This window comes from Campylobacter sp. IFREMER_LSEM_CL2101 (assembly GCF_025771825.1).
In the GTDB taxonomy this organism is placed as follows: domain Bacteria; phylum Campylobacterota; class Campylobacteria; order Campylobacterales; family Campylobacteraceae; genus Campylobacter_D; species Campylobacter_D lari_C.
The window spans coordinates 112,085-138,786 of sequence record NZ_JAKMQZ010000004.1 but is presented as its reverse complement, the minus strand read 5'-3'; the positions used below and the strand labels follow the sequence as shown (position 1 = coordinate 138,786).

At 29.3% G+C, this 26,702-nt stretch carries 30 protein-coding genes, 1 tRNA gene and 3 pseudogenes; 14 read left to right on the top strand and 20 right to left on the bottom strand.

Annotated features, from left to right (window positions below; genetic code table 11):
- Positions 1–381: pseudogene (locus L8V88_RS04125) on the bottom strand (sodium-dependent transporter); the annotation flags it as partial.
- Between the two features lie 194 nt (positions 382–575).
- On the opposite strand from L8V88_RS04125, the gene L8V88_RS04120 reads away from it, so the two are divergent.
- The 5 genes and pseudogenes from L8V88_RS04120 (at position 576) to L8V88_RS08000 (ending at position 2,822) form a co-directional block, all read left to right on the top strand.
- The gene (locus L8V88_RS04120; protein ID WP_012661906.1) at positions 576–899 is read left to right on the top strand and encodes a F0F1 ATP synthase subunit C; all 324 of its coding nucleotides are present in this window, start codon (positions 576–578) and stop codon (positions 897–899) included.
- Between the two features lie 24 nt (positions 900–923).
- Positions 924–1,009, top strand: a tRNA-Leu gene (locus tag L8V88_RS04115).
- An 18-nt stretch (positions 1,010–1,027) separates the two neighbouring features.
- A complete protein-coding gene (locus L8V88_RS04110) occupies positions 1,028–1,462 on the top strand; it encodes a hypothetical protein (RefSeq protein WP_263726952.1) in 435 nt (144 codons plus the stop codon).
- A 64-nt stretch (positions 1,463–1,526) separates the two neighbouring features.
- Positions 1,527–2,294 (top strand): annotated as a pseudogene (locus L8V88_RS08005) (PAS domain-containing protein); the annotation flags it as partial.
- Positions 2,274–2,822, top strand: a complete 549-nt coding sequence (locus L8V88_RS08000) for a methyl-accepting chemotaxis protein (RefSeq protein WP_391527395.1) — start codon at positions 2,274–2,276, stop codon at positions 2,820–2,822. The pseudogene L8V88_RS08005 and the gene L8V88_RS08000, both read left to right, overlap by 21 nt.
- Before the next feature lie 11 nt (positions 2,823–2,833).
- Here L8V88_RS08000 and L8V88_RS04100 read toward each other — a convergent pair whose 3' ends face one another.
- From L8V88_RS04100 to L8V88_RS04065, 8 genes are all read right to left on the bottom strand, one after another.
- Entirely contained in the window at positions 2,834–3,997 is a 1,164-nt protein-coding gene (locus L8V88_RS04100) for a metal-dependent hydrolase (RefSeq protein WP_263726951.1), read from the bottom strand.
- On the bottom strand, positions 3,994–4,896 hold the full coding sequence (locus L8V88_RS04095; RefSeq protein ID WP_263723872.1) for an NAD(P)H-dependent glycerol-3-phosphate dehydrogenase: 903 nt from the start codon (positions 4,894–4,896) through the stop codon (positions 3,994–3,996). The genes L8V88_RS04100 and L8V88_RS04095 overlap by 4 nt, the downstream gene beginning before the upstream one ends.
- Before the next feature lie 2 nt (positions 4,897–4,898).
- Positions 4,899–6,317: an Asp-tRNA(Asn)/Glu-tRNA(Gln) amidotransferase subunit GatB gene (gene gatB, locus L8V88_RS04090; protein WP_263726950.1), complete on the bottom strand. Its 1,419-nt coding sequence runs from the start codon at positions 6,315–6,317 to the stop codon at positions 4,899–4,901.
- Between the two features lie 122 nt (positions 6,318–6,439).
- Positions 6,440–7,120, bottom strand: coding sequence for a F0F1 ATP synthase subunit A (locus tag L8V88_RS04085; protein WP_039668715.1), 681 nt, complete (start codon positions 7,118–7,120; stop codon positions 6,440–6,442).
- Between the two features lie 62 nt (positions 7,121–7,182).
- Complete coding sequence (locus tag L8V88_RS04080) at positions 7,183–8,691, bottom strand: phytoene desaturase family protein (RefSeq protein WP_263726948.1); 1,509 nt, start codon at positions 8,689–8,691, stop codon at positions 7,183–7,185.
- Positions 8,682–10,022 (bottom strand): DNA repair protein RadA, encoded by a 1,341-nt coding sequence (gene radA / locus L8V88_RS04075; protein ID WP_257938838.1) that lies wholly within the window; start codon positions 10,020–10,022, stop codon positions 8,682–8,684. The genes L8V88_RS04080 and radA overlap by 10 nt, the downstream gene beginning before the upstream one ends.
- A 3-nt stretch (positions 10,023–10,025) precedes the next feature.
- Entirely contained in the window at positions 10,026–10,892 is an 867-nt protein-coding gene (gene ftsY, locus L8V88_RS04070) for a signal recognition particle-docking protein FtsY (protein ID WP_220517071.1), read from the bottom strand.
- Positions 10,892–11,437, bottom strand: coding sequence for a TlpA family protein disulfide reductase (locus tag L8V88_RS04065; RefSeq protein ID WP_263726947.1), 546 nt, complete (start codon positions 11,435–11,437; stop codon positions 10,892–10,894). Before L8V88_RS04065 ends, ftsY begins: the two co-directional genes overlap by 1 nt.
- A 67-nt stretch (positions 11,438–11,504) precedes the next feature.
- Here L8V88_RS04065 and L8V88_RS04060 point away from each other — a divergent pair, with 67 nt between their 5' ends.
- The 4 genes and pseudogenes from L8V88_RS04060 to L8V88_RS04045 form a co-directional block, all read left to right on the top strand.
- The gene (locus L8V88_RS04060; RefSeq protein ID WP_214124961.1) at positions 11,505–12,134 is read left to right on the top strand and encodes a 5-formyltetrahydrofolate cyclo-ligase; all 630 of its coding nucleotides are present in this window, start codon (positions 11,505–11,507) and stop codon (positions 12,132–12,134) included.
- On the top strand, positions 12,058–13,611 hold the full coding sequence (gene rny / locus L8V88_RS04055) for a ribonuclease Y (protein ID WP_263726945.1): 1,554 nt from the start codon (positions 12,058–12,060) through the stop codon (positions 13,609–13,611). The genes L8V88_RS04060 and rny overlap by 77 nt, the downstream gene beginning before the upstream one ends.
- Before the next feature lie 8 nt (positions 13,612–13,619).
- A complete protein-coding gene (locus L8V88_RS04050) occupies positions 13,620–14,183 on the top strand; it encodes a DedA family protein (protein WP_263726943.1) in 564 nt (187 codons plus the stop codon).
- Positions 14,180–14,893: pseudogene (locus L8V88_RS04045) on the top strand (ComEC/Rec2 family competence protein); the annotation flags it as partial. The gene L8V88_RS04050 and the pseudogene L8V88_RS04045, both read left to right, overlap by 4 nt.
- 396 nt (positions 14,894–15,289) lie before the next feature.
- On the opposite strand, the gene L8V88_RS04040 reads toward L8V88_RS04045, so the two are convergent.
- Entirely contained in the window at positions 15,290–16,297 is a 1,008-nt protein-coding gene (locus tag L8V88_RS04040) for an SIR2 family protein (protein WP_263726942.1), read from the bottom strand.
- A gap of 114 nt (positions 16,298–16,411) precedes the next feature.
- Here L8V88_RS04040 and L8V88_RS04035 point away from each other — a divergent pair, with 114 nt between their 5' ends.
- The 4 genes from L8V88_RS04035 (at position 16,412) to L8V88_RS04020 (ending at position 17,985) form a co-directional block, all read left to right on the top strand.
- Entirely contained in the window at positions 16,412–17,041 is a 630-nt protein-coding gene (locus tag L8V88_RS04035; RefSeq protein ID WP_263726941.1) for a helix-turn-helix transcriptional regulator, read from the top strand.
- Between the two features lie 57 nt (positions 17,042–17,098).
- On the top strand, positions 17,099–17,419 hold the full coding sequence (locus L8V88_RS04030; RefSeq protein ID WP_263726939.1) for a hypothetical protein: 321 nt from the start codon (positions 17,099–17,101) through the stop codon (positions 17,417–17,419).
- 16 nt (positions 17,420–17,435) lie between these two features.
- Positions 17,436–17,630, top strand: coding sequence for a hypothetical protein (locus tag L8V88_RS04025; RefSeq protein ID WP_318529681.1), 195 nt, complete (start codon positions 17,436–17,438; stop codon positions 17,628–17,630).
- A gap of 67 nt (positions 17,631–17,697) precedes the next feature.
- Entirely contained in the window at positions 17,698–17,985 is a 288-nt protein-coding gene (locus L8V88_RS04020) for an ankyrin repeat domain-containing protein (protein ID WP_263726936.1), read from the top strand.
- A 36-nt stretch (positions 17,986–18,021) separates the two neighbouring features.
- On the opposite strand, the gene L8V88_RS04015 is transcribed toward L8V88_RS04020, so the two are convergent.
- The 3 genes from L8V88_RS04015 to L8V88_RS04005 all read right to left on the bottom strand — a co-directional run bounded on the left by L8V88_RS04015 (position 18,022) and on the right by L8V88_RS04005 (position 21,630).
- Positions 18,022–18,834, bottom strand: a complete 813-nt coding sequence (locus L8V88_RS04015; RefSeq protein WP_263726935.1) for a DNA adenine methylase — start codon at positions 18,832–18,834, stop codon at positions 18,022–18,024.
- Between the two features lie 102 nt (positions 18,835–18,936).
- Positions 18,937–19,425, bottom strand: a complete 489-nt coding sequence (locus tag L8V88_RS04010) for a phage virion morphogenesis protein (protein WP_257935827.1) — start codon at positions 19,423–19,425, stop codon at positions 18,937–18,939.
- Between the two features lie 3 nt (positions 19,426–19,428).
- A complete protein-coding gene (locus tag L8V88_RS04005) occupies positions 19,429–21,630 on the bottom strand; it encodes a phage tail tape measure protein (RefSeq protein WP_263726932.1) in 2,202 nt (733 codons plus the stop codon).
- Between the two features lie 41 nt (positions 21,631–21,671).
- Here L8V88_RS04005 and L8V88_RS04000 point away from each other — a divergent pair, with 41 nt between their 5' ends.
- Positions 21,672–21,977, top strand: a complete 306-nt coding sequence (locus L8V88_RS04000; protein ID WP_263726930.1) for a hypothetical protein — start codon at positions 21,672–21,674, stop codon at positions 21,975–21,977.
- Positions 21,978–22,088: 111 nt separating this feature from the next.
- Here the strand turns inward: L8V88_RS04000 and L8V88_RS03995 are convergent, their stop codons facing one another.
- From L8V88_RS03995 to L8V88_RS03965, 7 genes are read right to left on the bottom strand one after another with little or no spacing between them, the layout of a single operon-like run.
- Positions 22,089–22,328, bottom strand: coding sequence for a phage tail assembly protein (locus tag L8V88_RS03995; RefSeq protein WP_263726929.1), 240 nt, complete (start codon positions 22,326–22,328; stop codon positions 22,089–22,091).
- A 41-nt stretch (positions 22,329–22,369) separates the two neighbouring features.
- On the bottom strand, positions 22,370–22,879 hold the full coding sequence (locus L8V88_RS03990) for a phage major tail tube protein (protein ID WP_263726927.1): 510 nt from the start codon (positions 22,877–22,879) through the stop codon (positions 22,370–22,372).
- 2 nt (positions 22,880–22,881) lie between these two features.
- Positions 22,882–24,072, bottom strand: coding sequence for a phage tail sheath family protein (locus tag L8V88_RS03985; RefSeq protein WP_263726925.1), 1,191 nt, complete (start codon positions 24,070–24,072; stop codon positions 22,882–22,884).
- Between the two features lie 3 nt (positions 24,073–24,075).
- Positions 24,076–24,789: a hypothetical protein gene (locus L8V88_RS03980; protein ID WP_263726923.1), complete on the bottom strand. Its 714-nt coding sequence runs from the start codon at positions 24,787–24,789 to the stop codon at positions 24,076–24,078.
- 10 nt (positions 24,790–24,799) lie between these two features.
- Positions 24,800–25,156, bottom strand: coding sequence for a DUF1353 domain-containing protein (locus L8V88_RS03975; protein ID WP_263726921.1), 357 nt, complete (start codon positions 25,154–25,156; stop codon positions 24,800–24,802).
- Complete coding sequence (locus tag L8V88_RS03970; protein ID WP_263726920.1) at positions 25,156–25,776, bottom strand: DUF4376 domain-containing protein; 621 nt, start codon at positions 25,774–25,776, stop codon at positions 25,156–25,158. The genes L8V88_RS03975 and L8V88_RS03970 overlap by 1 nt, the downstream gene beginning before the upstream one ends.
- Before the next feature lie 10 nt (positions 25,777–25,786).
- A complete protein-coding gene (locus tag L8V88_RS03965; RefSeq protein WP_263726918.1) occupies positions 25,787–26,689 on the bottom strand; it encodes a hypothetical protein in 903 nt (300 codons plus the stop codon).
- Positions 26,690–26,702: the final 13 nt, after the last annotated feature.

The following is a 26,702-nucleotide window of genomic DNA, read 5'->3' as shown; positions in this document are numbered from 1 at the left end:
GCCACTTTCTTCTATGCTTTTTGGTAAAGGAAAAAACCCAAAATAAGCATACTTTACAATCCATCCTATAATCACACTATAAAAAGAAACAATCAAAATAGCGCCTATTAAAGAAAAGCCAACTATAGACCAAGCTCTTTTGTGTTTTGGTGCTAAAGTATAATAAGCATTTACAGGGTCTTTTTCACTAAGTTTTCCTATGCTAAGTTCGGCTAAAAATATCACAAAACCTACTCCCAAAGTCAAAAGTAAATACAAAAGCACAAAGGCTGAGCCTCCATTTTGTCCTACTAAAGTTGGAAATTTCCAAGCATTTCCAAGCCCAACAGCTGAGCCTGCTACTGCTAATACAAAACCTATTTTAGAAAATTTTTCATTCATAAAAATAACCTTAAATTTATAAAACTATAAAAAACTTTTAATGTAGCTAAAAAAAACTTTAATTTGTTTTAAAATAGATATATTAATTTAAATTTCAATAATTTTAAAGCTATATTGATATATAATTTCGCTTTTATAAATCACGAGTAGGGATACGCAAGCCGAAAGGATTTAAATTTTTATAAGGAAAAACTATGAAAAAAATCGTATTTTTAATGCTAGCTTTAAGCGGTTTTGCATTTGCAGCTGAAGGTTCTATGAATCAATGGTTAGCTTCTTTTTCTATCTTAGCAGCAGGTTTAGGACTTGGTGTTGCAGCTTTAGGTGGAGCTATCGGTATGGGTAACACTGCAGCAGCAACTATAGCAGGTACTGCTAGAAACCCTGGTCTTGGTGGTAAATTAATGACTACTATGTTTATTGCTTTAGCGATGATTGAAGCTCAAGTTATTTACGCACTTGTTATTGCTCTTATCGCTCTTTATGCTAATCCATTCCAAGCATTAGTAGCAGCTTAATTTAAAGCCCTATTAGGGCTTTATGCGGTTATGGTGGAATTGGTAGACACGCCATCTTGAGGGGGTGGTGCGCTCAGCGTGTGCGAGTTCAAATCTCGCTAACCGCACCATTTAAGGAAATTTAAAAAATGGCTTTTTATCTCTTAATTAGCGCGATAGCTTTTTTAATTCTTTTCTTTGCTATTAAAAAATATACATTAAAATTAGATGAGCAAGCTTTACTTGAGCCTATAAAAAATGATATTTATCCTGAGTTTTGTGATCTAATCAATGAAGAAATAAGAAATATCAAAAACAATCTTTTGCAAGATACCTTTACGCTTCAAAATGAAAATCATAAAGATGAATTTTTAGAAAATTTAAGTGATATGAATAGAAAACTTAATCATATTCAAACCATGAATTTAAGTAAAAAAAATAGTGCTTTATGGGAGGAAACTCTTTTTGAGTTTTTAAAAGAGCTTGAAAAACTTAACGAGCAATATCTAAATGATAGTGAAAAAATCAATGATTCAATAAGAACTTCTTTGCAAGAAAAATTTTCTAATTTAACAAAAAACTAATATAAACAAATTATTTATTTTAAAAAACACTATATAATTCCAAATTATTTTATAAAGGGGTTTTATGTTTATCAACAAGAAAAAAATTAATGAACAAATTACTCAATTAGAGCAATCTAATCAAGCCTTTCAAGATATACTTAATGCTATAAGTAAAACTATGGCAATGATAGAATTCCAAACAGACGGAACCATCATTAGCGCCAATGAAAATTTTCTAAAAACCATGAATTACTCCCTAGAAGAGATCAAAGGAAAGCACCATAGTATGTTTTGCTTACCTGAGGTAGTAAAATCACAGCGCTATGTTGATTTTTGGAGAGATTTAAAAAGTGGTAAATCAAGAAATGGTCTTTTTAGACGTATTGCAAAAGGCGGAAAAGACATCTATCTTGAAGCAAATTATCTCCCTATTTTAAACCAAAATAACGAAGTATATAAGGTTATTAAATTTGCTAATGATATCACTCAAAGACACTATGAAATGCTTGATCTAAAAAATACCATAGATGCAGCTAATCGTTCTATGGCTATTATTGAATTTAATCCTTATGGAGAGATTTTAAATGCTAATGAAAACTTTACTCAAACTATGGGTTATTCATTAAGTGAAATCAAAGGAAAACACCATAGTATGTTCTGTGAAGAAAAATTTAGAAATTCAAAAGAATATACAATTTTTTGGGAAGAACTAAGAAGTGGTAAATTTCAATCAGGAAAATTCATACGCTTTGGCAAAAATAACAAGCTAATCCATTTAGAAGCAAGTTATAATCCTATCAAAAATGATGATGGAGAAATTTACAAAGTTATTAAATTTGCAACAGATATTACCGAGCAAGTTGTAAGAGATGAGGAAAAATTAAAACTCATTAGCGAGCTAGCAGAACAAAATGATAATTTAACCCAAGAAGGTGATAGCGTTATAGAAAATACAGTTCAAAATATTCAAGGCATTGCTGATATGATGAATAATAGTAGTAATTTGGTTTCATCATTAAATGAGCAATCAGAAGAAATCAAAAATATTATCCAAACTATTAGCGATATAGCTGATCAAACTAATCTTTTAGCACTAAATGCAGCTATTGAAGCAGCGCGTGCAGGTGAGCATGGTAGAGGCTTTGCTGTAGTTGCTGATGAAGTTAGAAATCTAGCTGAAAGAACTGGACACTCAGTAAATGAAATTACTACTACCATTAATTCTATTAGAAATGTAACAGCTGAAGTAGTACAAAGTATAAAAGATGGTTTAAGTGGCGTAAATCAAAGTGTGGACTTAGCTAAAGAGGCTAGAGAGTGTATGGAAAAAATTAGAAATAGCTCAGCTCAAGTAGCACAAGCTATGCAAAATAAATAAAAGTTTTTAGCTTAAATGCTAAAAACTTTTCCTGTTATAAAGCTTTTCTCTACCTTACCTTGCAAGATATCATTTACATATAAACCTTCTCCACTAAAAGAAAGTTTTTCATCAAATACAACTAAATCAGCATCAAAGCCAATTTCTATTTTACCTTTGTTTAATCCTAAAAATTGCGCTTGATTATAACTTGTAAAATCACATAATTCTTTCCAAGTTAAGATACCTTCTTTTACTAAATATGTAAAACATAAACTCATATACATAGCTATAGCATTAACTCCAAAATCTGCTTCATCAAAAGCTAAATCTTTTTTAGTGCTAGGAGTATGCAAAGAGCTTAAGAAAGTAATTTTTTTATTCTGAAGTAATTTTTTAAGGCTTATTAATTCATCTTTTGCTCTTAAAGGAGGTAAGATTTTTGCTTGAGTGTTGAAATTTTCACATATACTTTCATCTTTAATTAAATGATGGATTGAAATTTCACTATATTGATCATGCAATAACTCAAATGATCTTGCAATTGCTAAAGAGCTAAAACAAGCTTTGTTTTTATAAAATTCCACTAGTTCTTTCATTTTTGCCACTTCACTAGTTTCAGCTATATCGCTAATTCCTATTAGTCCTAATTCAAAACTTATTTGTCCATCGTTCATCACTCCATGATCATCAAAACTCTCATCAAAACACTTTAAAAACACCGGAGTTGATTTCATATTAGCATATTGCATACATTGTCTTAAATAATTTGCACCCAAAGTACTTGAAAGCTCTAATCCTTTTGCGCCCATATCAATTAAGGTAGCAATATTTTTTAATTTTTCTGTTTTATCTAATACATTAATAGTAGGTAAAACATTAATATCTAAAGATTTTAATTTATCAAAATAAAGCGCATAGCCTTGAGTGTTAGCTTCTAAACTATCTTTTAAAACAATAGTCCCCACCCCACCTTTTAAGCATGCTTTTTCAAGATCGTATAATTTATCTATACTAAATTCATTATCAAGTAAACTAACATTTAAATCAATAAACGAAGGAAGTAAAGTCTTACCTTCTATATCAACAATATGCTCATCATCATTTAAATCATTAGCAATTTGAGTGATTTTTCCATCTTCTATTTTAAGATCAAGCTTTTGCTCACCATAAATTTTTGCATTTTTGATAATCATGATATTTCCTCCTTTGATGACATCAAATCTTTCAAAGATTCCCAAGCATTCTTACCCTCTAGCATTAAGACTACTTCATTAACAATAGGGGTATAAATTTGAAATTGTTTCGATAAAGAATGTATAGCATAAGCAGTTTGCACTCCTTCTGCTACCTCTCCAAGCTCCATTAAAATATCTTTTATATTTTTGCCACTAGCCAAACTTAAACCTACTCTATAATTTCTTGATAGATTACTAGAAGCTGTTAAAAATAAATCTCCAGCCCCACTAAGTCCTAAAAATGTTTCTTCTTTAGCGTTAAAAAACTGCCCAAAACGGTGCATTTCCACCAAGCCTCTTGAAACCAAAGAAGCTCTTGCATTATTACCTAAATTTAAACCATCGCAAACCCCGCTTGCAATTGCTAAAACATTCTTATATGCACCACAAATTTCAGCACCTTTAACATCAGAACTTGTATAGGTTTTAATATAATTTGGAAAAAAACTTGCAAATTGATTGCAAAGATCTTGATTTTTACCGCTAACAACCAAAGCACAAGGTTTTTTTTCTAAAACTTCACTTGCAAAAGAGGGACCACTTAAAAAACAAAGTCTATCGCTACTTATGAACTCACCAAAAACCTCATCCATAAATTTTAAACTCTTACAATCAATACCCTTAGAAGCTACAAGAATTTTTTGATTTAAATCTTTAAAATTATTTGCAAGCCACTCATGTATTCCTTGAGCATATAAAGCAAAAACTAAATATTCATATTCTAAAGCTTCTTTGGTGCTAACAAAATAAGAAAGATCTTTTTTGTGAAAAGAAGTTATTACGCATTCATTTTTAACACTCAATGCATCATATAAAGCGCTTCCCCATTTTCCTGCACCAACAACTGCTATTTTCATATTTAACCAAGTTTTGCTTTTAAAATTTCATTCACTTTAGCAGGATTAAATGCACCCTTGCCTGCTTTCATTGCCTGACCAACAAAGAAACCAAAAAGTTTATCTTTACCGCTTTTATATTCAGCTACTTTATCTTCGTTGTTTGCTAAAATTTCATCAATAATCTTTTCAATAGCACCATCATCACTAACCTGTTTTAAACCAAGTTTTTCAATAGCATCATCAATTTCAACTTCTGTATTTTCAAACACATAAGCTAAAATATCCTTACCTGCTTTAGCGCTAATAACACCTTCTTCTATACGTTTGATCAAAATAGCTAATTTTTCTTGTTTTATAGGTGAGTTTTCTATAGTTAACTCACCTTTTAAAAGTCCCATTAATTCTGTCGTAAGCCAAGTAACACAAAGTTTTGGGTTTAATTTTTGATCAATTAAATACTCAAAATACCTACAAAGCTCTAATGAAGATACAATCACTTCACTATCACTTTCTTTAATACCTAACTCACTAACAAATCTAGCTTTTTTCTCATCAGGAAGTTCTGGTATATCTTGACTTAGCATTTCATCATCTAAAATTACAGGTAAAAGATCAGGATCAGGGAAATATCTATATTCAGCAGAGTCTTCCTTACCTCTCATACTTCTAGTAACTAAATTAACTGTATCAAATAATCTTGTTTCTTGTACTACTTCTTGATCGTATTTTCCATCTTCCCAAGCTTCACTTTGGCGTTTTACTTCATACTCAATCGCCTTTTGGATAAAACGAAATGAATTTAAGTTTTTAATCTCTACTCTAGTATAAAGTTTATCATCACCTTTAGGACGAATACTAACATTAGCATCACATCTAAAACTACCTTCTTGCATATTTGCATCCGAAATATCTAAAAATCTTATAATAGAATGAAGCTTTTTCAAATAAGCCACTGCCTCATCAGAGCTTCTAAGTTCAGGCTCGCTAACGATTTCAAGCAAAGGTGTACCTGCTCTATTTAAATCTACTTTTGAAAAATTACTCTCATGTATATTTTTCCCCGCATCTTCTTCTAAATGAGCTCTAGTGATACCTATACGTTTATTTTCTCCATTTACATTGATAAACAACTCGCCATTTTCCACTATAGGAATGTCAAATTGCGAAATTTGATAAGCTTTTGGTAAATCAGGATAAAAATAATTTTTTCTATTAAAAATACTTTTTTTATTTATAGTTGCATTAACTGCTTTTCCAAATGCTATAGCTTTTTTCACTGCTTCTTGATTTAATACAGGTAAAGCACCTGGCAAAGCTAAACATGTTGGGCATACATTAGTATTTGATTTTTCTCCAAAAGAAGTTGCACATGAACAAAAGATTTTTGTTTTTGTATTTAATTGTGCATGAACTTCAAGTCCTATAACAACTTCAAACATTAAAATTTTCCTTAGAATTTTTTGTTTATTCTAGCGTTTTTTATTTCAAAAAGAGTTTAAAAAAGAATAAAAGAGGAAGATTAAAAAAGAAAAAGCAAAAAATATTTTTTGCTTTTTAAAAATTAATGATGTTCATCAACTACAGTTGCACCTGCTAAATAAACATAAGTTAAAATCATAAAAATAAAAGATTGTAAAAATGCCATAAAAGTTAAAAGCATATAAGCAGGTAGTGGTGCAACCCAAGGCACAAGAGCTAAAATAACTGCTAAGAATAAATCATCTCCCTTGATATTACCAAATAAACGGAAAGATAAAGAAATAACTCTTGAAAAATGAGAAACCACTTCTATAGGAAACATTAAAGGCGCTAGAATTTTCACAGGTCCCATGAAATGTGCAAAATACTTAAAAAATCCTTGAGTTCTAATACCTTCAAAATGATAATACACAAATACTATAATAGCCAAAGAAGCACTAAAATTTAAACTAGCACTTGGAGCTTCAAAACCAGGGATGATTCCTATAATATTACTAAAAAACACCATAAAACCTATAGTTGCAACTAAAGGCAAGTATTTTCTAGCAGCTTCATCGCTACCCATGGTATCTCTACCCATGCTTAAAATGCCTTCCATATAAGCTTCAGCTAAATTCTGACTACCTCTTGGAACAATTTGCATAGATCTTGTAGCAAGTTTTGCTAAAATCAAAGAAATCACAACCACTATACCCAAATGAAAAAAGTATGCAAAAGTGTGACTAGAATCTATAAAAGAACTAAATAAAAATAAATCTTTCATTAAAAATCCTTAGCAGAATAAATATTTCAAAGCTAATATTATAAAAAAAAATTGCTTATATTTTAATGAAAATTCATTTTATTAGCGCAAAAATATCCACCCAAAATCGCACCTGTAAAACCACCACCGGGAAATATAAAAGCATTAGCAAAATATAAATTTTCTATACTTTTACTTTTATAATGTAATCTATATTTAGCTCCTTCTTGATCTTGAGAAAATCCATAAATTGCGCCCTCATAAGCTCTAGTGTATCTTTGTATAGTTTTTGGCGTGGCTAATTCTTGATGGATCAAGTATGAGCTTAAATTTGGAAAAATCTCATCAAGCCTTTGCACTATGGCTTTTAATACTTCTTCTTTTTTAACTTTATAATCTTGCTTATTTAAATCCCATTCACTATAATTTGAACTAAAAGCTACAACACCTATGTATTTATCACTAGCTAAACCACTATCAATCTTAGAATAATTCACAAAAGCCATAGGTCTTTTTTTGATATCTAGTTTTAAAATATTAGTATTTTCATACGAACTATTTAAAAAATCATCTTCAAATATAAAATTACAATAATCCATATTTTCATAAATTTTAGAAATATCTTTATCATAAATAAAATAAGCACTTACCAAAGAACAAGCACGCTTTTTAGATTCTATTGCTTTGATTTCTTGGGTTAAATTCAAATCTTTAAGCAAGTCTTTATATGCGATTAAAGGATCACAATTTGCGATGATATTTTGCGCATGGATGGTGTGTTTTTGATTATTTTGAATATATTCTACTCCATAAGCTTTTTGATCTTTTGTGAGTATTTTAACAACTTCAGCCCTAGCTAAAACCTGTCCTTGATTTTCTTTGATAACCTCAGCCAAAGCATCACTTAAAGCTTGCGAGCCACCTTTAATATACACCCCACCATCATAATAATGCTTTTGAGCAATACCATGAAAACTAAAAATAAATTCTTTACTATCATGATGATAATAACTTAAATTTGCATTTAAAATCTTTTTTAGCTTATCATTTTTAATATAAGCATTTAAAACATCATAAACTTTTTTATCAAACAATCTATTTTTAATAAATATCCAAGAAGTACTAAATGGAAATAACAATAATTCACTTAATTTTAAATCCCAAGGAAATCTTCGAATAGCATAAGCTTGCGTTTTTATAGCTTTAAAATACTTATCAATGCCTTTGCTTTCTTGCGGAAATTCTTTTTTCAAAACCTCTTTTACTTTTTCTATGCCATGAGGTAAAGTTAGATTATAATTTTTACTTTTAATACTCCATGCACTTGGTAAAGGTAAAATTTCAATTTTATTTTTTATACCAAGTTTTTCAAAAACCAAATGCTTCATGTCAGTTTTTGCTTCACCTAAATCCATCTCATGAAGCCCCGCATCAATCAAAGCACCTTTTCTTTTAAAACAAGTAGCACAACCACCGATTAAAGAATGCTGTTCTAAAACTAAAACTTTTTTTCCATTTTTAGCTAAAAAAGCACCTGCACTTAAGCCTCCAAGACCTGAACCTATAATAATTACATCAAATTTTACATCCATTCTAAAACCTCACGTAATTCTTTGGCTACAAAACATTTTAAACCAAGGTCTTCCATAGGTTTTACAGGCACTATGGCATTTTTAAATTTTTGCATTTTAGCTTCTTTTAAACGCACATCAAGCGAAAATACTTCTTTGATTTCACCATTTAAACTAAGCTCACCAACAAAAACACTATCTTTGCTTAAAGGGCGGTTTTTAAAACTTGAAATAATAGCCGCAACCACCGCTAAATCTGCCGCAGTTTCACTAATTTTCACCCCACCACTTACATTAATAAAAACATCATAATGCCCCAAAGGAATTTCAAGCTTTCTCTCAAGTAAAGCTATGAGCATATCTAAACGGTTTTTTTCATAGCCTGTTGCACTGCGTTTTGGGTAAGCACTCTCACAAACTAAGGCTTGAATTTCTAACACCAAAGCTCTGCTTCCTTCCATTACCACGCTTAAAGCACTACCACTTACTGCCTTGCCACGCGTAAAAAATCTATTAGCTATATCTTTAGCACTAATTAAACCCTTAGAAGTCATTTCAAAAATACCAACTTCAGAAATATTTCCAAAACGATTTTTAAAACCTCTTAAAATTCTTATTTCTTTATTAGCATCACCTTCAAAATAAAGCACTACATCTACCATATGCTCTAAAATTCTAGGTCCAGCTATAGCCCCATCTTTAGTGATATGACCTATGATAAAAGTGCTAATATTATTAGCCTTAGAATAGCGCATTAACTCAAAAGTAATTTCTCTAACTTGAGTGATACTACCTGCTGCTGAAGTAATTTTATTAGAATATAAAGTTTGAATAGAATCAATAATTAAAATTTCATAATCTTTTTTAGAAAGCTCGCTTAAAATATCTTCCAAACAAAGTTCAGTAAGTAAAAATAAATTCTCACAATTTGCATTCAAACGATCTGCACGCAGTTTGATTTGAGATTTACTCTCCTCTCCACTTACATAAAGCACTTTTTTACCACTTTTAGCCAAATTCGAAGCAATTTTTAATAAAAGCGTGGATTTTCCAACTCCGGGTGAACCCCCAATTAGCACCAAAGAACCCACAACAAGCCCACCACCTAAAACTAAATCAAGCTCATTATCATCAGTACTAATACGTGTGAAATTTTCTGCTATAACATCATTGATACATACTGCAGAACTTGGAGTGTTTGAGAGTGAATTTAACTCTTTTAAAACCTTAATTTGTTCTTGCTTTAACTCAACAAAACTATCCCAAGAACCACACTCAGGACATTTTCCTAGCCATTTGCTTTGTTGATTTCCACAAGCTTGGCATTCAAATAAAATATGTTTTTTAGCCATAAATTACGCAAAAATCTCTTCAACTAAAGTTTTAACATATTCATTAGGATTAAACTCATGAATTTGTCCTAGCTGTTCCCCTACTCCTACATATAAAATAGGAAGCTCAAGTTCTCTTGCTATGCTAAACAAAGCCCCACCTTTAGCAGTTCCATCAAGTTTTGTAATAATCACTCCATCTAGTTTTACTAAATCATTAAAAGCTTTTGCTTGCAAAATTCCTGCCACACCTTGAGTGCCATCAAGTACAAGGATTTTTCTATGAGGAGCTCCTTGCATAGCTTTATCGCTTATGCGAACGATTTTTTCAAGCTCATTAGCAAGATTTTTTTGATTTTGCAAGCGTCCTGCTGTATCTAAAATAACCCTATCATAGTTTTTTGCCAAAGCTTTAGAAATAGCATCATAAGCAACTGCTGAAGGATCGTGTCCTTGTGAAGTAGCTATGATATCTATATCTAATTTTTGCGCCCATAACTTTAACTGCTCTATGGCTCCTGCTCTAAAAGTATCACAAGCTCCAAGTATAACTTTTTCGCCATTTTCTTTATGTAAATGCGCCATTTTAGCAATACTTGTAGTCTTACCTACCCCATTTACACCTAAAATCAAATCCACAAAAGGCTTGGCATTAGCAAGTTCTGGTTTATCATAAATAAAATAAGTCCCCATAACACGCTCTAAATCAGCCTTTTTAACCTCATCATTTGGAGGAAGATAATAAATAATCTCTTCAACTATTTCATACGCCACATCAGCTTCTAAAAGCATTTCTTCAAGCAAATCTTTAGTAATGATTTTATTTGAAGCCTTAACTAAATGAATACTTTCTAAGGTTTTTTTCAAACCATTTTTTAAAAATCCAAACATTACATTATCGCTTTTTGTATATCTATATCTAACATTTCTTCAGGAATTATCCCTAAATACTCTTTAATCTTTTCGCCTTTTGCATTAAACAACACCATTGTTGGTACAGAACTGACATTTAAAACCTTGGAAAAAACAAAATTATTCCCCCCTATAGCCACTGGAAATTTCATTTTTTCATCTTCTATAAAAGTTAATATTTCTTGCTCTTTATTTTCTTCTAAAAAAAGCGCTATTACTTCAAATTTGTCTTGATATTTTTTATTTAGATTATTTAAATGTGGAATTTGAGCCTTACAAGGCGCACACCAACTTGTAAAAAAAACAAACAACTTAGCTTTAGCCGTATCATCAAAACTAAATGCTTGCTCATGATATTTCACATACATTTTTCTACCATCCAAAAATTTCAAAGTAAAATCAGTATTTTCACTTTGAGTCAAACTTGCATTGTCTGTATTTTCAGTACTAGAATTTTCTTTATCACTAGAGCATGAAGCAAAAAATACCGCGATAAAAATTACTAAAAAAATTTTAAATTTCAATTCTTATCCTTATGATTTTTTAAGCTTAAAAGTATAACATAAAAAGTTAAAAACTTTAAGGAAAGCCTTGATAAAAAACAATTTTAGAATAAAACAAAAATCCAAAATGCATTTAAAATTAAAATATCAATACAAAAGAGATTTTTTAGTTTTTCAAGAAATAATGAAAATTCTAAATTTATACAAAAATTGTAAAAATATCCTTATATATATCCCTTTAAAATATGAAATTAATCTTTATAAATTCAGACATTTTTTAACAAAAAAATATCAAATTTTCGTCCCATTTATGCAAGATAAAAGTTTAAAGGTAGTAAAATTAAGATTAGCTCTTGAAAAAAAGAGCTTTGGGGTATATGAACCAAAAGATTCTTTTTTGCAAACTCGCATTGATGTTGCGATTATCCCTGTAATAGGTGTAGATGCAAAATTAGGAAGAATCGGTCATGGTCAAGGTTTTTACGATAGATTTTTTGAAAGCATTTCTTATAAAAAACCTTTGGTTATTTTTACGCAAATGATAGATGCAAAATCTGATCAATTTTTTAGCCAAGATCATGATATAAAAGGAAATTTTTATATAAACCCTTATAAAAAATATTTTAGGAAAGTTAAAAACAATGATAGAAATATTAGTCGCATTAATAGCCGTTTTTATAGGCGGAGGGATTGGGTATATAGTCGCCAAAAAGATTAATGATGCAAATTTCAATATCTTTTTAGAGCAAGCAAAAGCAAAAGCAAAAGCCATTGAATACGAAGCTGAATTAACACTTAAAGATGCTAAAAATTCAGTTGCTGAAGCTGAATTTGCAGCAAAGAAAAAATTCGATGAAAAAATTCAAAAACTACAAAAAGAGCATTCTATTAAACTAGAAGAGCTTAACAAAAAAGAACAAAATCTTCATTATCAAGAAAAACTTCATGAAGAAAACAAAAATAAATTAGCAAAAGAGCAACAAGTTATAAAAGCTTTACATGAGGAAAATGAAAATTTAAAACAAAACTATGAAATAAAACTAAATGATGTTTTAAAAATCCTTGAACATTCAGCTGGTCTTACACAAGAAGAGGCAAAAAACATTGTCTTACAAAAAGTGGAAGAAAACTCAAGAGCTGAGATTGCTCATATTGTTAGAAAATACGAAGAAGAAGCTAGAAATGAAGCTAAAAGAAAGGCTAATTTTATCTTAGCACAAGCCACTTCAAGATTTGCAGGAGAATTTGCTGCTGAAAGATTAATCAATGTAGTAAATATCAAAAATGATGAGCTAAAAGGTCGTATTATAGGTAAAGAAGGAAGAAATGTTAAAACCTTAGAAATGGTTTTGGGTGTTGATATTATCATCGATGATACACCTGGAGCGATTATAGTAAGTTGTTTTAATCTTTATAGACGCGCCATTGCTACAAAGGTAATTGAACTTTTAGTTGAAGATGGCAGAATACAACCTGCAAAAATAGAAGAAATTCATGAAAAAGTTTGCAAAGAATTTGAAGATAATATCTTAGAAGAAGGTCAAACTATAGTAATGGATCTAGGACTTAATAATATACATCCTGAAATTGTTAAATTAATAGGAAAATTAAGATATAGAGCAAGTTATGGCCAAAATGCTCTAGCACATTCTTTAGAAGTGGCACATTTAGCTGGAATCATAGCAGCTGAGTGTGGTGGGGATGAAAAATTAGCAAGAAGAGCTGGGATTTTACACGATATAGGCAAGGCTTTAACACATGAATTTGAAGGCTCTCATGTAGACTTAGGAGCTGAACTTTGCAAAAGATATAAAGAACATCCTGTTGTGATTAATGCAATTTATGCTCATCATGGGCATGAAGAAGCTATTAGCATAGAATCAGCTGCAGTTTGTACAGCAGATACACTAAGCGCTGCACGCCCTGGTGCAAGACGTGAAGTTTTAGAAGCCTTCTTAAAAAGAGTGAGCGAACTTGAAGATATAGCAAAAAGTAAAGAAGGGGTTAAAAAAGCTTATGCTATTAATGCTGGTAGGGAGATTAGAGTTATTGTTAATGCAAAATTAGTCAATGATGATGAATCTGTGCTTTTAGCTAAAGAAATAGCTGAAGAAATTCAAGAAAAAGTTCAATACCCTGGTGAAATAAAAGTCAATGTCATCAGAGAGCTTAGAGCTATTGATTTTGCAAGATAAGGTTTTTCATGCAAGAAATGATAGATAATCTAAGCACTTATGGCTATTTGATTTTATTTTTTTATTCTTTTGGTGGAGGTATGGTTGCTATACTTGCTGCCGGGGTACTTTGTGCAAGTTCTACCAAACTTGATTTGCATTTGTGTATATTTTTAGCCTTTTTAGCTAATACCATAGGCTCAACTTTATTATTTATCTTGGGAAAATACTATAAAAAAGACATAATGCCTTATTTTAAAAATCATAGAAGAAAAATCGCTCTTGCTATGATGAAAATCAAAAAATATGGTGATTTGCTTTTAGTAGTGCAAAAATTTATCTATGGAGTAAAGACTATCATTCCTATAGCAGCAGGTCTTTGTAAATTTAGCTTTGTAAGATTTTTTATCATCAATACCTTAGCTAGTTTGATTTGGGCTGTTATTTTAGGTTATGCTGGTTTTATTTTTGGAAATACCCTAAAAGAAGCTTTTGAAGCATTTACCAACTATCCTTACATAGCTCCTGCTTTTATAATCACTTTAATTTTTATTATATGGTTATATTTATCACGCTTTTCTAAGAAAAAATGAGTTTAAAATTCTCTATAAAAGAAACTTATAGAGAATTTTTTATTTTATTATTATGTTTTTTAGCAATTTTTAGTTTAAATCTCATCTATGAGTACAAAAAATATCAAAATTTTAAACTTACTAAGCATTTATTACTTAAAGATAATATCGTTTTATCTTCTTATGAAAAAACTAATAAAAAAGGTAAAAAATATCAAGTTTTCAAACTCAAAAATTCTGATTTTATTTTTTACACCACTAGCTTTAAAGATCTAAATTTAAATAAAAATGATGTGATAAATCTTAAAATTATCACTAAAAATATTAACTTTAAAGATTATCTTAGTAAAAGTTTTTATGCGCCAAGTTATGATTTTAACAAAACCAAAACACAAAAAGAAAATACTTTAATAAGGTATTTTTTAAATCAACATCAAAATGAAAAAATCAAAGAATTTTATGGGGCTTTATTTTTTGCAAAAAATGTATCAAGTGAGCTTAGAAATGATGTAAATTTTTATAATATCGCGCATTTAATTGCTATTAGCGGGTATCATTTGGGCTTGTTATTTAGCTTTTGCTTTTTGATTTTTGCTCCTTTATACGCTTTTTTTCATAAACGATATTTTCCTTATAGAAGTTTGAAGCTTGATATTAGTATTTTTGCTTTCTTACTTTTAATTTTTTATATATTTTTAATAGATTTTAGCCCTTCTGTAAGGGGTATTTTAAAAAGAATATGTAACTATCTCTAGATAATTTTAGCAAAACTCCCAAATAATAGGCTTTTAAAAAATATAAAAACAACTTTTTATCTTTCCAAATCTAAAGCGTAAAATATCCCAAATATCCCAAAATATCCGTTTTATCCCAAGAAAACGATTAAATGCTGTTTAAAAGGTAGATAAAGGCGAAGTTTAGTTGTAAATTTTAAATCCTAAAAATGTTTTACTTTCTAAAGATAGTTACATTTTTACTTAAAATAAACTTATGTTTTTTTTAATGTAACTATCTTTATAAAACGCTATATAATCATAGTTTAACCACTTTTTACACAAGAATAATATGTAACTATCTATAGCTTTAAGGTTTGGAGGATAGTTACATGGAAAACTTAAACTTTCCAACTATTTTTTATTCAAATGTTTGGCTAATTTTTCTAAATTATCATCACAACAAAAACTAAAATCACATTTGTCCTCACCAAAAATTTCATTATACCTTTTCTTTTTATCATCAATATTACTCTTAGTGTTGATAACATATATCTTATAGTTTTGTTTATTTTGCAGAGCGCTTTTAAAAAGATAGACAACAGATAAGTCTGTTATAGGAAAAGAAAAACCATAAATATAAATATTCTTAGCCTTTTGTATAGCTTTAAAAGCTTTCTTCCATAGAGACTGTATTTCAATATGGTTATAATTACTTGTTTTATCAAGTATAGGAGGGATAATAAGCTGTCGCAAACTTTCTTTTCCTATATTTTCCTGATATTCTTCAAATTGGCTAGTTGTATTGTGACTATAAAAATATATAGGACTATTTTGATAAATTTGATCACAATACCAATTAATTGATCCGTGTAGTTTAATAATTTCAGTTGAATTTTTTTTACCGTTATCAAGATTACTATTATAAAAATTAAAGCCTTGTTGCACTGATTCTGTTCTTTCATCGATATATTTTATAGGCATTTTATAAAATATATTATAAACATTATCTTTAGATACTTCTTTATCTAGTGTTAAAAACAACATTTCTTCAAGTAATAAATCATAATTCAATGTTATACAAGTACATTTGTTTTTATTTATAAATTGTGATAGACTTTCTATATTTTCGTTTGAACTAGTAATATTTTTATTTTTCAAATTTAAAAAATATCTTCCAATCTTTTTTATTTTTTCAATATAAGAAGCTTCATCTCTTAAGATATCTTCTTTTGTTTTAAAAGGCAAAGGCGTTATAAGATAAGTTAAAAGCTGTTCCAAATTATCTTTGTAGATTTTTTCATTTTCATGTATAAAATTATTATCCAAAAAATAGTTTGACAGCTCGGCAAGAGTTGGATAAGAATTATTTAGAGATTTTGAAAAACCCGCACCAAAAAAGAAAATATCACTACCATTCATAAAAATCCTTTTTGGAAAATTATACATTATTTTTAATATTTCAAAATAAAATCTTTTCATTGCTTTTTGCAATTTTTTGTTAAATTCTTTTAAATTAAAATAAAAGGATTGATCATGCAAATGCAAGAAGTAATTGAGAAGTTAAAAGACATACTTGCAAGTGAAGGTAAGTGCGAATTAAAAACAAAAGATATAGCTAAAGAATTAGGTATCCATCCAGACACTTTTAATTCTATGAAATTTAGAAACTCCATTCCTTATGCACATATTTTAAATTTCTTAGAAAAAAGAAATATCAGTATTAATTACTTCTTTTATGGAAGCTCTCCAAAAGATCAATTAGAATGTGAATACAAATATAAAATTTTAAAACTATATAAAACCAATGCTAGCTTAGGCGGAGGTGGTATTAATGATATTTTAGACTTTGAAAACATATTAATAGATCAAAAGATATTAGATTTTTTTAAAACAAAAGATTGTGAGTTTATTACTTGCTATGGTGAGAGTATGGAGCCAATTATCAAAGATAGAAGTATTTGCGTAATAGATAGAAATAAAACTTTTAAAAACAAAAGCATTTGTGTGGTCAATACTAAAGATGGACTTTTTATCAAACAAGTTTTAAAACAAGACAATGGAGTAATTTTACACTCTTTAAACCCTTTATATAAAGACATATTTTATAAAAATGGAGATTTTTTATTAGTTGGTGTGGTAGTTGGAGAGCTTTCTAAGATCTAACAGCACACAATAAGCTAAGCCAAGCTATTGTGTATTTAATCAACAAAAGGAGAAAAAATGAAAGAGATTGAAAACTATACTGATGAAGAATTAAAAGAAAAAATTATGCAGGATTTAGAAGATGAATTTAAATTTTTGTATAAAAGACTTTTAAAAGAAAAAGATTATCTAGTAAGAGATAATATCTTAGAGCTTATGACTATTTATAATATGGGAATATATTCTTATTCTATTGCAAAAATACTTGAAATAAATGAAGATAAAACCATTATACAAGTGCCTTTATTTGAAAGATATATTATAGGTAGGAAATTTGTAGTTCAATATAATAGCAAAAAACAAAGATATGAATTAAAAAGCACTTTTTGTGAATTTTAAGGGGTTAAAAATGAGTATAAAATATCCAAATATAAAAGTTAAATTGGTCGGAGAAGATGGTAATGCTTTTTCAATTTTAGCTAGAGTTGATAGTGCTTTAAAAAAAGCTAAAATACACAAAGATATTAGAGATGAGTTTTTTAAAGAAGCTACAAGTAAAGACTATAATCACTTATTAAATGTCGTATCAAGCTGGGTTAAAACAATATAATTTACAACAGCACACATTCAGCTAAGCCAAGCTAATGTTGTCTTATCAAAACAAAAGGATAAAAAAGATGAATAGAACAATATTAGATATAAGACAAGGTGTTAGCAAGGGATTTATAAATGCAATTTGCAATGGCAACAATGATGTTGTATTAGAGTATCTTAAAAACGGTATGAGTGCCACAAAAGAATGTATGGGCGAACAACCTATGTTTTATGCTATTAATCATAATAATTTTGGAGCTATTTTACTCTTATTAAAATACGGAGCTATTTTAGAAAAAGATTATCTAGAAGAATGCAAAGAAAATTTTAGAAAAGAAGCTTTAGATTTTTTAGCTTCTTTGCTTAAGTAAAAGAGAATATTAAAAAATATTCTCTTAACTTTATTCTTAAAAGTTCATTATTAAAACCTCCTTGCTCTCTTTTCTTTTTAAAACATTGTTATTTAAAGAATATCTTACTTTTAACTCCTTAAAATTAAAATCTTTATAAAGTTCTCTTACAAGCTCACAATCATTATAAGAAAGCATAAATTTACCCTTGATGTTTTTTAATAACTCATTTAATAGTTTATGCTCTTTTATTCCAAAACCATTAGTGTTTTTATAATAATTTTCAGTCCCCACATAAGGTGGATCTAAATAAAACAAAGTCTCATTGTAATCATATTCTTTTAAAATATATTCAAAGCTTTTATTCTCAATGCTAGCATGTTTAAGCCTTTGTGTATGTAAGCTAAAATCTCTAAGCAATCTTTTTGGCGCTCTTTGTTTACTCATAGCAAATTGACCCATACTTGATCCAAAAGAAGTGTTTATAAGATAAAAATAAAAAGCAGCTCTTTCTATATCATTTCTTGGCTTTAATTCTTTATTTTTTATCATTGCAAATATCTTTCTACTTACAAATAAAGAATTTAATACATTATTTAAACTTTGGGGTTTGTTTCTTATGCAAAGGTGCAAATTAATAAGCTCGTTATTTATATCATTAATAACTTCTATTTTTGAGGGGCTTTTTTGATAAAAAACACTCAAAGCTCCACCAAAAACTTCTATATAAGTTTTATGCTCTGGCATTAAAGCAATGATTTCTTTAGCTAAATAGTTTTTACCACCCACCCAAGCAAATGCAGCTTTTAATTTAGTTTGTGTAGGTTTAGTTTGTGTGCTAGTTTTTAGAAATTTGTTTATAGTGTTCATAACAAATTCCTTTTAAAATAAAATTTAATTAGCTAGCTTCTAAAAAGAAGGTTATAATGCTTTTGCTAGTTTTTAGAAAGGAGAGCTTATGGCTTTCCTGTTTTAGTTTTTGCTAATTTTTTTAATAAAATCTTTGGTATCTTCATAAATTGTTTCTCTTACGCTTTTATGCAAAACATTGTTATTATCTATTGGTAAAAAAGCTCTTGCTGGTATATTTTTCTTTTTGCTACCATATTGATGAGTAAGTCCATATTTAAAACCTTTCTTACTTTGTATATTATTAAAAACTTCTACACTATTTTTACTAACTTTACTTTGCCAATTCGTTTCTTTGCTTAACTCACCATCTCTTTTTAAAATACCATTATTTTTTCCTTCTTTAATTTTTTGTTTTATTGTTGCTGGTTTTAAACCTTGCCATTTTTGCCCAAAAATACTACGCTCGTTTTTAAAAGAATCTATGATAGCATTTCTCATACTTTCTCCAGCACCTGCTAAAATGCTTTGCCCATGTTTGTCCATATCTATTAATTTATCACAAGCCTTAAAAAAGTTTTCAAGTCCTTTAATCTCTATATAATCGCTCATAAATTACCCATAAATTGTAGTATTGATTTTATTTTGCTCTTGTTTTCTTAAAGCATCAAATATGCTTTTTTGTATAGCAGTAGCAAACTCTTTCATATTAAAATTACCATCTTTTGTGGCTATATTAAAAGTACCATTGACCGTTACATTGATACTGCCATTGTTAAAGCTTGGAGTAGAATTAATTGGCATTTGTTTAATACTTTTTGCTTCTAAAATTTCATTTGTTTGTGGTAATTCATCCCTATAAGCATTAATAATCTTTTCTTCACTTTGTTTATTGGTACTTACTTTAACTTCATCATCATTTAAACCAAAAAATCCTAAAACATCATTTATGAAATTTCCTACAGAAGCTATTGCTTTACTAATCCAAGAAAGTTTATCTCCAAACCATTCAAACATGCCGCCAAAAATACCATAAAAGAAGTCGCTTATTCCTTGCCAAATAGAATTAAAAATATTTACTATTGGGTTAAATATCGGCTTTAACCATTCTATAAAAGAGACAAACCAAATCTTAACTTTGTCCCAGTTAGCTATAATAACTCCTGCAGCAATGCCAATTGCAGCTAATGCAATACCAAGTGGACTAGTAAGCATTGTTATGGTTAAAATTTTAATACATCTTGCTACATATATAAAAGCTTTAGAAAGATTTGCTAGTACAAGATTTAATCCTATAACAGCTTTTTTATAAATAATCGCTGTAATCACACTAGCCATTAATCTAATTCTTACTAGTTTTAATGCAAAAGCTTTACCGATAAGTGATATTTTTGAAATATTACAAGAATTGGCAAAAGCTAAAAGATGAATTCTTGCTGCTATTAAGGCATTCTTAAATAAAAGAGTGGAATCTTTAACATAGTTTTTAGCAAATGCATATGCTAATATTGCTGGTTTTGCAAGTAAAAAAGTAACGGTAGCTGTAGCTATAATTGTACTAAGTACTGGGAAATTTGAAAGTAAGGTATCTATAATATTAGTAACAAAGCTAAAGCCTAAAGCTACTGATTTAACTACAGGGAGCAAAGCATCTGAAAATTTAATTGCAATGGCAGTAATGTTATTGCCAAGTATTTTTAAAGCAGCAGCTGTTGTATCACACTTGTTAATTAATTCTTTATCCATAGACCCTTTTTTCTCTTCAGAATTTGCCATTTTTAAGAGCTCTTGATAGCGATCATAACCATTTACTAAAGTAGTCATGGCTCTGATTGTACCACTATCATTGCCAAAAATATTAGTTATTACTCCTATTTGGGATTCTTTGTTGAGTGTTTTTATGCGTGAAAGTAAAAGATTGATAGCTTCTTGAGAGTTTTCATTTAAAGCTTTTTTCATAAATTCACCACTAAGCCCTAATTGCATAAAAGCTTCTTCTGCTTTTTCTCCTAACGCATCTGCTGTAGAAAGTTTAGTAAGCATACTTGAAATTGCTGTTCCTGCAACTTCAGCAGGAATTTTCACTTCATCAAGGGTGGCCGCAAGTGCAGCCATATTTTCTCTTTGAAGTCCTACAAGATTGCCCATTCCACCAATTCTACTTATAATATCTACTATATTCTTAGCATCACTAGAACCTTTATCTGCTAAATAATTAATACTATCACCTAAATCTTTTATACCTTTTACATCAGTTTGCAAATTTGCCATAAGACCACCTATGGCCTCACCAGCCTCATCTGCTCCCATCTCAAAAGCCACGCCCATTGCAGTAGCTGTTTTTCCAAACTCAAGAGCTTCTTTACTAGCTAAACCTAACTTTCCTCCTTCGCTTACTATTTTTGCAATCTCTTCAGCACTCATTGGCAGTTTTTTGCTTAAATCTATAATATCTTGCTTGAAATCTTTTAAACTATGTCCCTCACTAAGCTCTGTTACTTTTTTTACATCAGCCATTGCGCTTTCAAAATCAATTCCAACTTTTATACTTTTGCCAACAATCCCACTGCTTATTAAATTTCCTAAGGTAAAAATTTCATCTTGCAATCCTTTTCTTTGAGCTTTTAATTCTTCTCTTAGATTGCTATTCAATTTAAGGGTATCTAGTTGTTTTTGTAAGCCACCAATGCCGAGTTTGGTTTTTACTGCTACTTTTTCTAAATTATTAAAATCTTTAACTATTTTACCAACAGCACTTGCATTTTTAGTCACTAAACCTAAAACAACACCAATTCCAATACTTCCAGCATTTTCCACATTCAACCCTTTTTAAGTGTTTGTATTTTAAAATCTTTGCTATGAAAATTTTAAAATTTATTAATGAAGATACAATTTCGCACATTGCTTTATTACTAACAACACTTATACCTGCTTTTTTAATAAGTTATCAAAGTGCAAATGATGGTTTTTTCAATACAATAGCTATTTTTATCTTTTCTTATTTTATAGGCATTATCACAACTGCTATTTTAATGATGATTATACCACCTATCGCACTTTTAATTGTTTTACCAACTTGGTGTTTAATTGCAGTTTTAGACTTTGTTTTATATGTAGCTTTAAAATTTTGTTCTTTTAAGAATAAAACAATTAAAAACTCTTAGTTTTTAACAACTCTTTTGCTATTTCTAAAGCTTTTTCAAATTCTTCCAAATCTAAATCTAACACCTCATTTAAACCCCAATTTAAACTATGGCTTATAAGAGCTACAGCTTCTAGGCTATAACTCCTGCTTCTTGCAAAAAATCTTTAAGAGCATTTTGCAAAGCCATAAAATCTTTAAGACTTAATTCTTCTATGTCACTTTCTTGTTTATTTGTAAGCGTAGCTATCATATAAATAGTTTGATCCATTTCTTTATCACTTTTACTGGTAGCATTTTTTAAAACACGCACATTGGGTGCTTTCATTTTTAACTCTTCGCCATTTTCAAGTTTAATTAGTTTTTCTTTCATCTTTTACTCCTTTTAATGTTTAAATTTCAATTAACCAGCATTTAAATAGTTAAATTAGAGCGTACACCACTCATTAAATCAATACCATTAATCATTAAAATAGTATTTTTATGATCATAAATAATAATTGGTATTTTGTTTCTTTTTTGTATATAAGAATGAACAGCCATTTTTACTTCAACTTCAACTTCTTTTCCGCTTTCATGATCACTTTCATTTAAACTTATAAACTCACCCATAATTTCAGCGCTAATTCCATGATTATCACCTCCTTGATGCACACTTTCTCTAAAAAGAATGGGTGCTTTAATAGTGCTATAAGTTGTATGAAAAAATGCAGCATAAACTACTGGATCAACCACAGAAAGTTTAAAAGAGATTTCTAATGGTTTTAACACGCCACTACCATAATTTGCACTTAAAACTCCTTTTGTTTCTATCATTTCTTGCTCTATATCAGGAAGTTTTAGATTTCTAACTACTCCTAAGTAACCCTGACCATCTATATAAACATTACATTCTTGTATAACTTCCCCGATTCTTCTTTTCATTTTTACTCTCCTTGCATAGTTTTAATCAAATCATCACTCCACTCATCTGAGTATTTGAAGTTAATGGTTAGTTGTTTTACAATTGGGTTATTCATGATTTTTACTTTTAAGTAAAACTTACCAGCACTAACATTGCTTGGAGTGTTTTGCTCATCATCCCACTCTACATCATAGCCAATTAAAACCTTAGCACCTTTTAAATTTCTTAGCATTTCTTCAACACTAATCTTCACAAAATAAAGCTCACTAGCTTTTTTATCAATTGCTTTAAAAGAAGCTTTTTGAGCTGCTATGGCTATGCGATCAAAAGTTCTTACTCTTGCTAAATCTTGCCATATGGTATCTTCATCGCTGCTTTCACCACCCCAAGTTCTAAAGCCCTCATAAAGAATACAAGTTGAAATATGATTTTTTCTTAATCTATCTGCATCACAATCTTCACCCATAATAAATTCCACAAAATGCTCACTCCCAGTTACCCCATTCATAACTCTATTGGAGTAAGAATCACTAAAGCCATATTCTTTATCTCCATCAGTATGGGCTATCATTGCTGCTATGATTGGGCTTTGAGGAACATAGGTGTATTTTCCTTGGGTATTTAAAATTTGCACCCAAGGCCAAGCTGCAACTAATCTTTTTGAGCTAAAACTTTCCATAGCATTAATAGCTTCTCCAGCATTATTTGCATATAAATCTACTATAGCTGTAATATTCATAGCCTCTGCTACGCTTTGAAGTTTAGCTTTTATGCCTGCTTCATGAGAATAATAAGGAGCGATGATTAAATCAGGAGCAAAGCCTGTGCGATGCTTTGCTTTTTTAAACATTTCTATCGCTTCACTTGCATTTACTAAAGTGTTTTCATCCTCTGTATCTTTTTCAAAAAAACTAATGATAATCACATTAGAAACATTTTGCAAATTAATACATTCTAAAGTGTCTAAGAGTCTAAAATCTTGTAAATTATGCTCTTTAATCAAATCACTTACAAACTCTTTTGCCTTACTTACATTAGAAAAAGCAAAAATTGGCATAGTTTGAGCACTCTCATATCCAGCCTTAGTATAAATCATATCTTTACTTGCACCCTCAATCACTCCAGCTATACCTATAGGTGTATCACTTTGTATAGCTATAGGACTAGCTGCACCATTTTCTATAGTAAAATTAACTCCATAATTAGCTGCCATTATTTAACTCCTTTTTTTTAATTCTTTTGTTTTTGTGCTTAAAGTGCTAGCTGCATTATTAAAATCATATAATTCTTGAAAATCTGAGTTTAAATCTTCTTGTAAGAATGTATAAGAAATAACGCATTTTGATATGACTTGCTCATTCTCATCAATTAAATCTAAAGTGATAAAAATCTTATCAATATATAAAGCTTGCTCAATAGAACTTAGAGTGTTTTCTTTTAAAATTTTATAATCTAATTCTGCTTTAAATATTGCGCTTTTTTCATTGATTAACACAGTGCTTTCTTCTTTTGGATTTAACTTTCCAAGATACTCATAAGATCCTTGAGTATTAGCACTAATGCTAAAATTTTTTCCATTATCTGCAAAAATAGTAATTAAAGATATTTTTGCTTTTTTTGCATTATTTGGAAAGCTTTTAATTGTAAATTTTTCAAAATAAGCCAAAGAGCTTGCTTGAAACTCTATTTTTTCTTTAAAAGTAAAAATAGGATTTTCTTTTAAAGAATGTCTATAAAAAAGCTTTTTACCTTCTACTTTAAGCTCTATATTTAAAGCATTTTTGCCATTTAAACCATCTTTAGTATAACTTAGTTTTTCATTTATAAGTTTTTCTATAAATTCTTTATCAATTACTTCTGGTTTTTGAATTGGAGGTTTTATTAAGCCACCTTGCCCATCTTCTGGTATATAAGAAATGCCATAATCCATTTAAACTCCTTTAAATACCTTTTAAAAAGCATTTAATTGCATGAAAGCTATTGCATGCATGATAAAAAATAAAAGTTTTAACACCAGAACATCCTAAGGCTTGCATAGCTTCTTTTAAAGCCAAATCTGCTAATTTATAATCATTTCTAGTATTAGCTCTTTGGCATAAATAATCATGCACAACAACCGCACTTAAATACTCAGGTGAGTTTGGTGGAAAAATACTCCAAAAAATTCTAGGAACATTTGCTCCATTGCTTGTAAAATTAGCAGGGATTTTTCCTTTAAAGCTTTTTAAACTAAACTCATAATCTTGTACAAGTATAAATCTATCTTTGCTAAATGGTTTTAAAATTACTTTTTTCATCATTCCTCCCAAACAATAGCTTCTAAATCTTGCTCAGATTTAGCTTGTTCTATTCTTTCTTTTAATGCATTTGCTTTAAATGTAATTTCTTGGGTATGATAAGCCACCATTGAAGCAAATTTTAAAAAATCTTGTGGTGTAAAAGTTACTTTTTCATCATTGATATCAATCCAAATGATTTCAGAGATTGAGTTAGCTTTACTTTGCATATCAAGCATTAAATTAGTTACAGCTCCATTGATGTTGAGTTTATCTTTTTCTCTTGTTTGGAAAATATGATCATTATAAACAAGTCCACTTTCTAAAGCCTTATCTCTTTTAGTTTGAATTTCATGTTTTTTCTTTTCTTTTAAAACATTTAATTTTTCATCTTCTTGTGAAATTGCTAATAGGTATTCAAAATATAAATTCTCATTTTTATTTGCTAGACAGTATTCTTTTATTGCATGAGTACCTGCTTGTATTTCTTCAGGTGTGATGTCGTCTATATACTCTCCATCTTCATTTACATTTAAAATTCTATCAACTGTTGCTAATTGTGTTTTAACTTCAATAGCCCAATCGATAACTTTTTTGTTAAGCTCTCCCTGTTCTGACATAAATTTTTTACTTATTAACATTATTTTTCTCCTATCTCATTAAAATACCATTAGCTGTAATTTGATTTGGTGTTATGTTTGATAAAGCTACTGTAGAACCTGAAGTGTCTGAGCCTTGAGCTAATGTAATACCACTATAAGTAGAATTTATTATATTAGTTCCTTGTTTTTGATTAATTAATTTAGCAGTATCTAAATTAATAACAGCTCCTCTATTTTCTACACTAAAAACTTTACTACCATCTATATTGACACCTGAAGCATCAACAAAGCTTTTCCAACACCTAATACCTCTATTATTTCTTTTAAAAGAAGCAAGCAATATAGTACTATTAGAATTCTCACCTATGAAACAACCATCATCAAAATCACTAAATTCTGCTTTGCTATTTAAGGTAATTCTGCCTCCATATCTCACAGCAAAACCAGCAGTATTTGCTTCATTCGGTGTTCGTAATTTACACTTAAATAATAATGATGGTAATACTCCATTATTGGATGCGTAAAATGCTGTTTTTATATTACCTAATTCGGTTTGTATAGCAGAGTTTTCAACTATTATTTCATTATTTGGTGTTTCTGCTTCAATACTAACAAAACCCGCATTAATACCTATACATTTTATTTGCTCGTTTATAACAAAACCATCTTTTAAGATTATTTTTACAAGATAATCACCTGCTCCTATTTTAGCTGGAGAATATTTTAACGCTTCATTTAAAGCATCTGATATTTTAGTAAATTTACCTCCTGCACCTACCGTTAATTGTATGTTTTGTGTTAATAAATCAGCTTTATTTTTTAAACTTTCCTCAATACCTGCAATATCACCTTCGTTTTTTTCAAATTTATCCATCAATGCATCAGCTCTATTTATGACTTCACCTATATTGTGAGCTAATTCATCTATTTTTGAACTCATATCAACACTCATTTATTCTCCTTTG

Coding starts and splice junctions, on each gene's coding strand:
- L8V88_RS04120 (WP_012661906.1), top strand. CDS start 576: ATGAAAAAAATCGTATTTTTAATGCTAGCTTTAAGCGGTTTTGCATTT.
- L8V88_RS04080 (WP_263726948.1), bottom strand. CDS start 8,691: ATGGATGTAAAATTTGATGTAATTATTATAGGTTCAGGTCTTGGAGGC.
- L8V88_RS04085 (WP_039668715.1), bottom strand. CDS start 7,120: ATGAAAGATTTATTTTTATTTAGTTCTTTTATAGATTCTAGTCACACT.
- ftsY (WP_220517071.1), bottom strand. CDS start 10,892: ATGTTTGGATTTTTAAAAAATGGTTTGAAAAAAACCTTAGAAAGTATT.
- L8V88_RS04030 (WP_263726939.1), top strand. CDS start 17,099: ATGAAAGAGATTGAAAACTATACTGATGAAGAATTAAAAGAAAAAATT.
- L8V88_RS03990 (WP_263726927.1), bottom strand. CDS start 22,879: ATGAAAAGAAGAATCGGGGAAGTTATACAAGAATGTAATGTTTATATA.
- L8V88_RS03980 (WP_263726923.1), bottom strand. CDS start 24,789: ATGGATTATGGCATTTCTTATATACCAGAAGATGGGCAAGGTGGCTTA.
- L8V88_RS04040 (WP_263726942.1), bottom strand. CDS start 16,297: ATGAATGGTAGTGATATTTTCTTTTTTGGTGCGGGTTTTTCAAAATCT.
- L8V88_RS04095 (WP_263723872.1), bottom strand. CDS start 4,896: ATGAAAATAGCAGTTGTTGGTGCAGGAAAATGGGGAAGCGCTTTATAT.
- L8V88_RS04010 (WP_257935827.1), bottom strand. CDS start 19,425: ATGAGCGATTATATAGAGATTAAAGGACTTGAAAACTTTTTTAAGGCT.
- L8V88_RS04020 (WP_263726936.1), top strand. CDS start 17,698: ATGAATAGAACAATATTAGATATAAGACAAGGTGTTAGCAAGGGATTT.
- L8V88_RS04035 (WP_263726941.1), top strand. CDS start 16,412: ATGCAAATGCAAGAAGTAATTGAGAAGTTAAAAGACATACTTGCAAGT.
- L8V88_RS03995 (WP_263726929.1), bottom strand. CDS start 22,328: ATGAAAGAAAAACTAATTAAACTTGAAAATGGCGAAGAGTTAAAAATG.
- L8V88_RS04000 (WP_263726930.1), top strand. CDS start 21,672: ATGAAAATTTTAAAATTTATTAATGAAGATACAATTTCGCACATTGCT.
- L8V88_RS04015 (WP_263726935.1), bottom strand. CDS start 18,834: ATGAACACTATAAACAAATTTCTAAAAACTAGCACACAAACTAAACCT.
- gatB (WP_263726950.1), bottom strand. CDS start 6,317: ATGTTTGAAGTTGTTATAGGACTTGAAGTTCATGCACAATTAAATACA.
- L8V88_RS03965 (WP_263726918.1), bottom strand. CDS start 26,689: ATGAGTGTTGATATGAGTTCAAAAATAGATGAATTAGCTCACAATATA.
- rny (WP_263726945.1), top strand. CDS start 12,058: ATGATAGAAATATTAGTCGCATTAATAGCCGTTTTTATAGGCGGAGGG.
- L8V88_RS04050 (WP_263726943.1), top strand. CDS start 13,620: ATGCAAGAAATGATAGATAATCTAAGCACTTATGGCTATTTGATTTTA.
- L8V88_RS03970 (WP_263726920.1), bottom strand. CDS start 25,776: ATGTTAATAAGTAAAAAATTTATGTCAGAACAGGGAGAGCTTAACAAA.
- L8V88_RS04100 (WP_263726951.1), bottom strand. CDS start 3,997: ATGATTATCAAAAATGCAAAAATTTATGGTGAGCAAAAGCTTGATCTT.
- L8V88_RS03975 (WP_263726921.1), bottom strand. CDS start 25,156: ATGAAAAAAGTAATTTTAAAACCATTTAGCAAAGATAGATTTATACTT.
- L8V88_RS04110 (WP_263726952.1), top strand. CDS start 1,028: ATGGCTTTTTATCTCTTAATTAGCGCGATAGCTTTTTTAATTCTTTTC.
- radA (WP_257938838.1), bottom strand. CDS start 10,022: ATGGCTAAAAAACATATTTTATTTGAATGCCAAGCTTGTGGAAATCAA.
- L8V88_RS03985 (WP_263726925.1), bottom strand. CDS start 24,072: ATGGCAGCTAATTATGGAGTTAATTTTACTATAGAAAATGGTGCAGCT.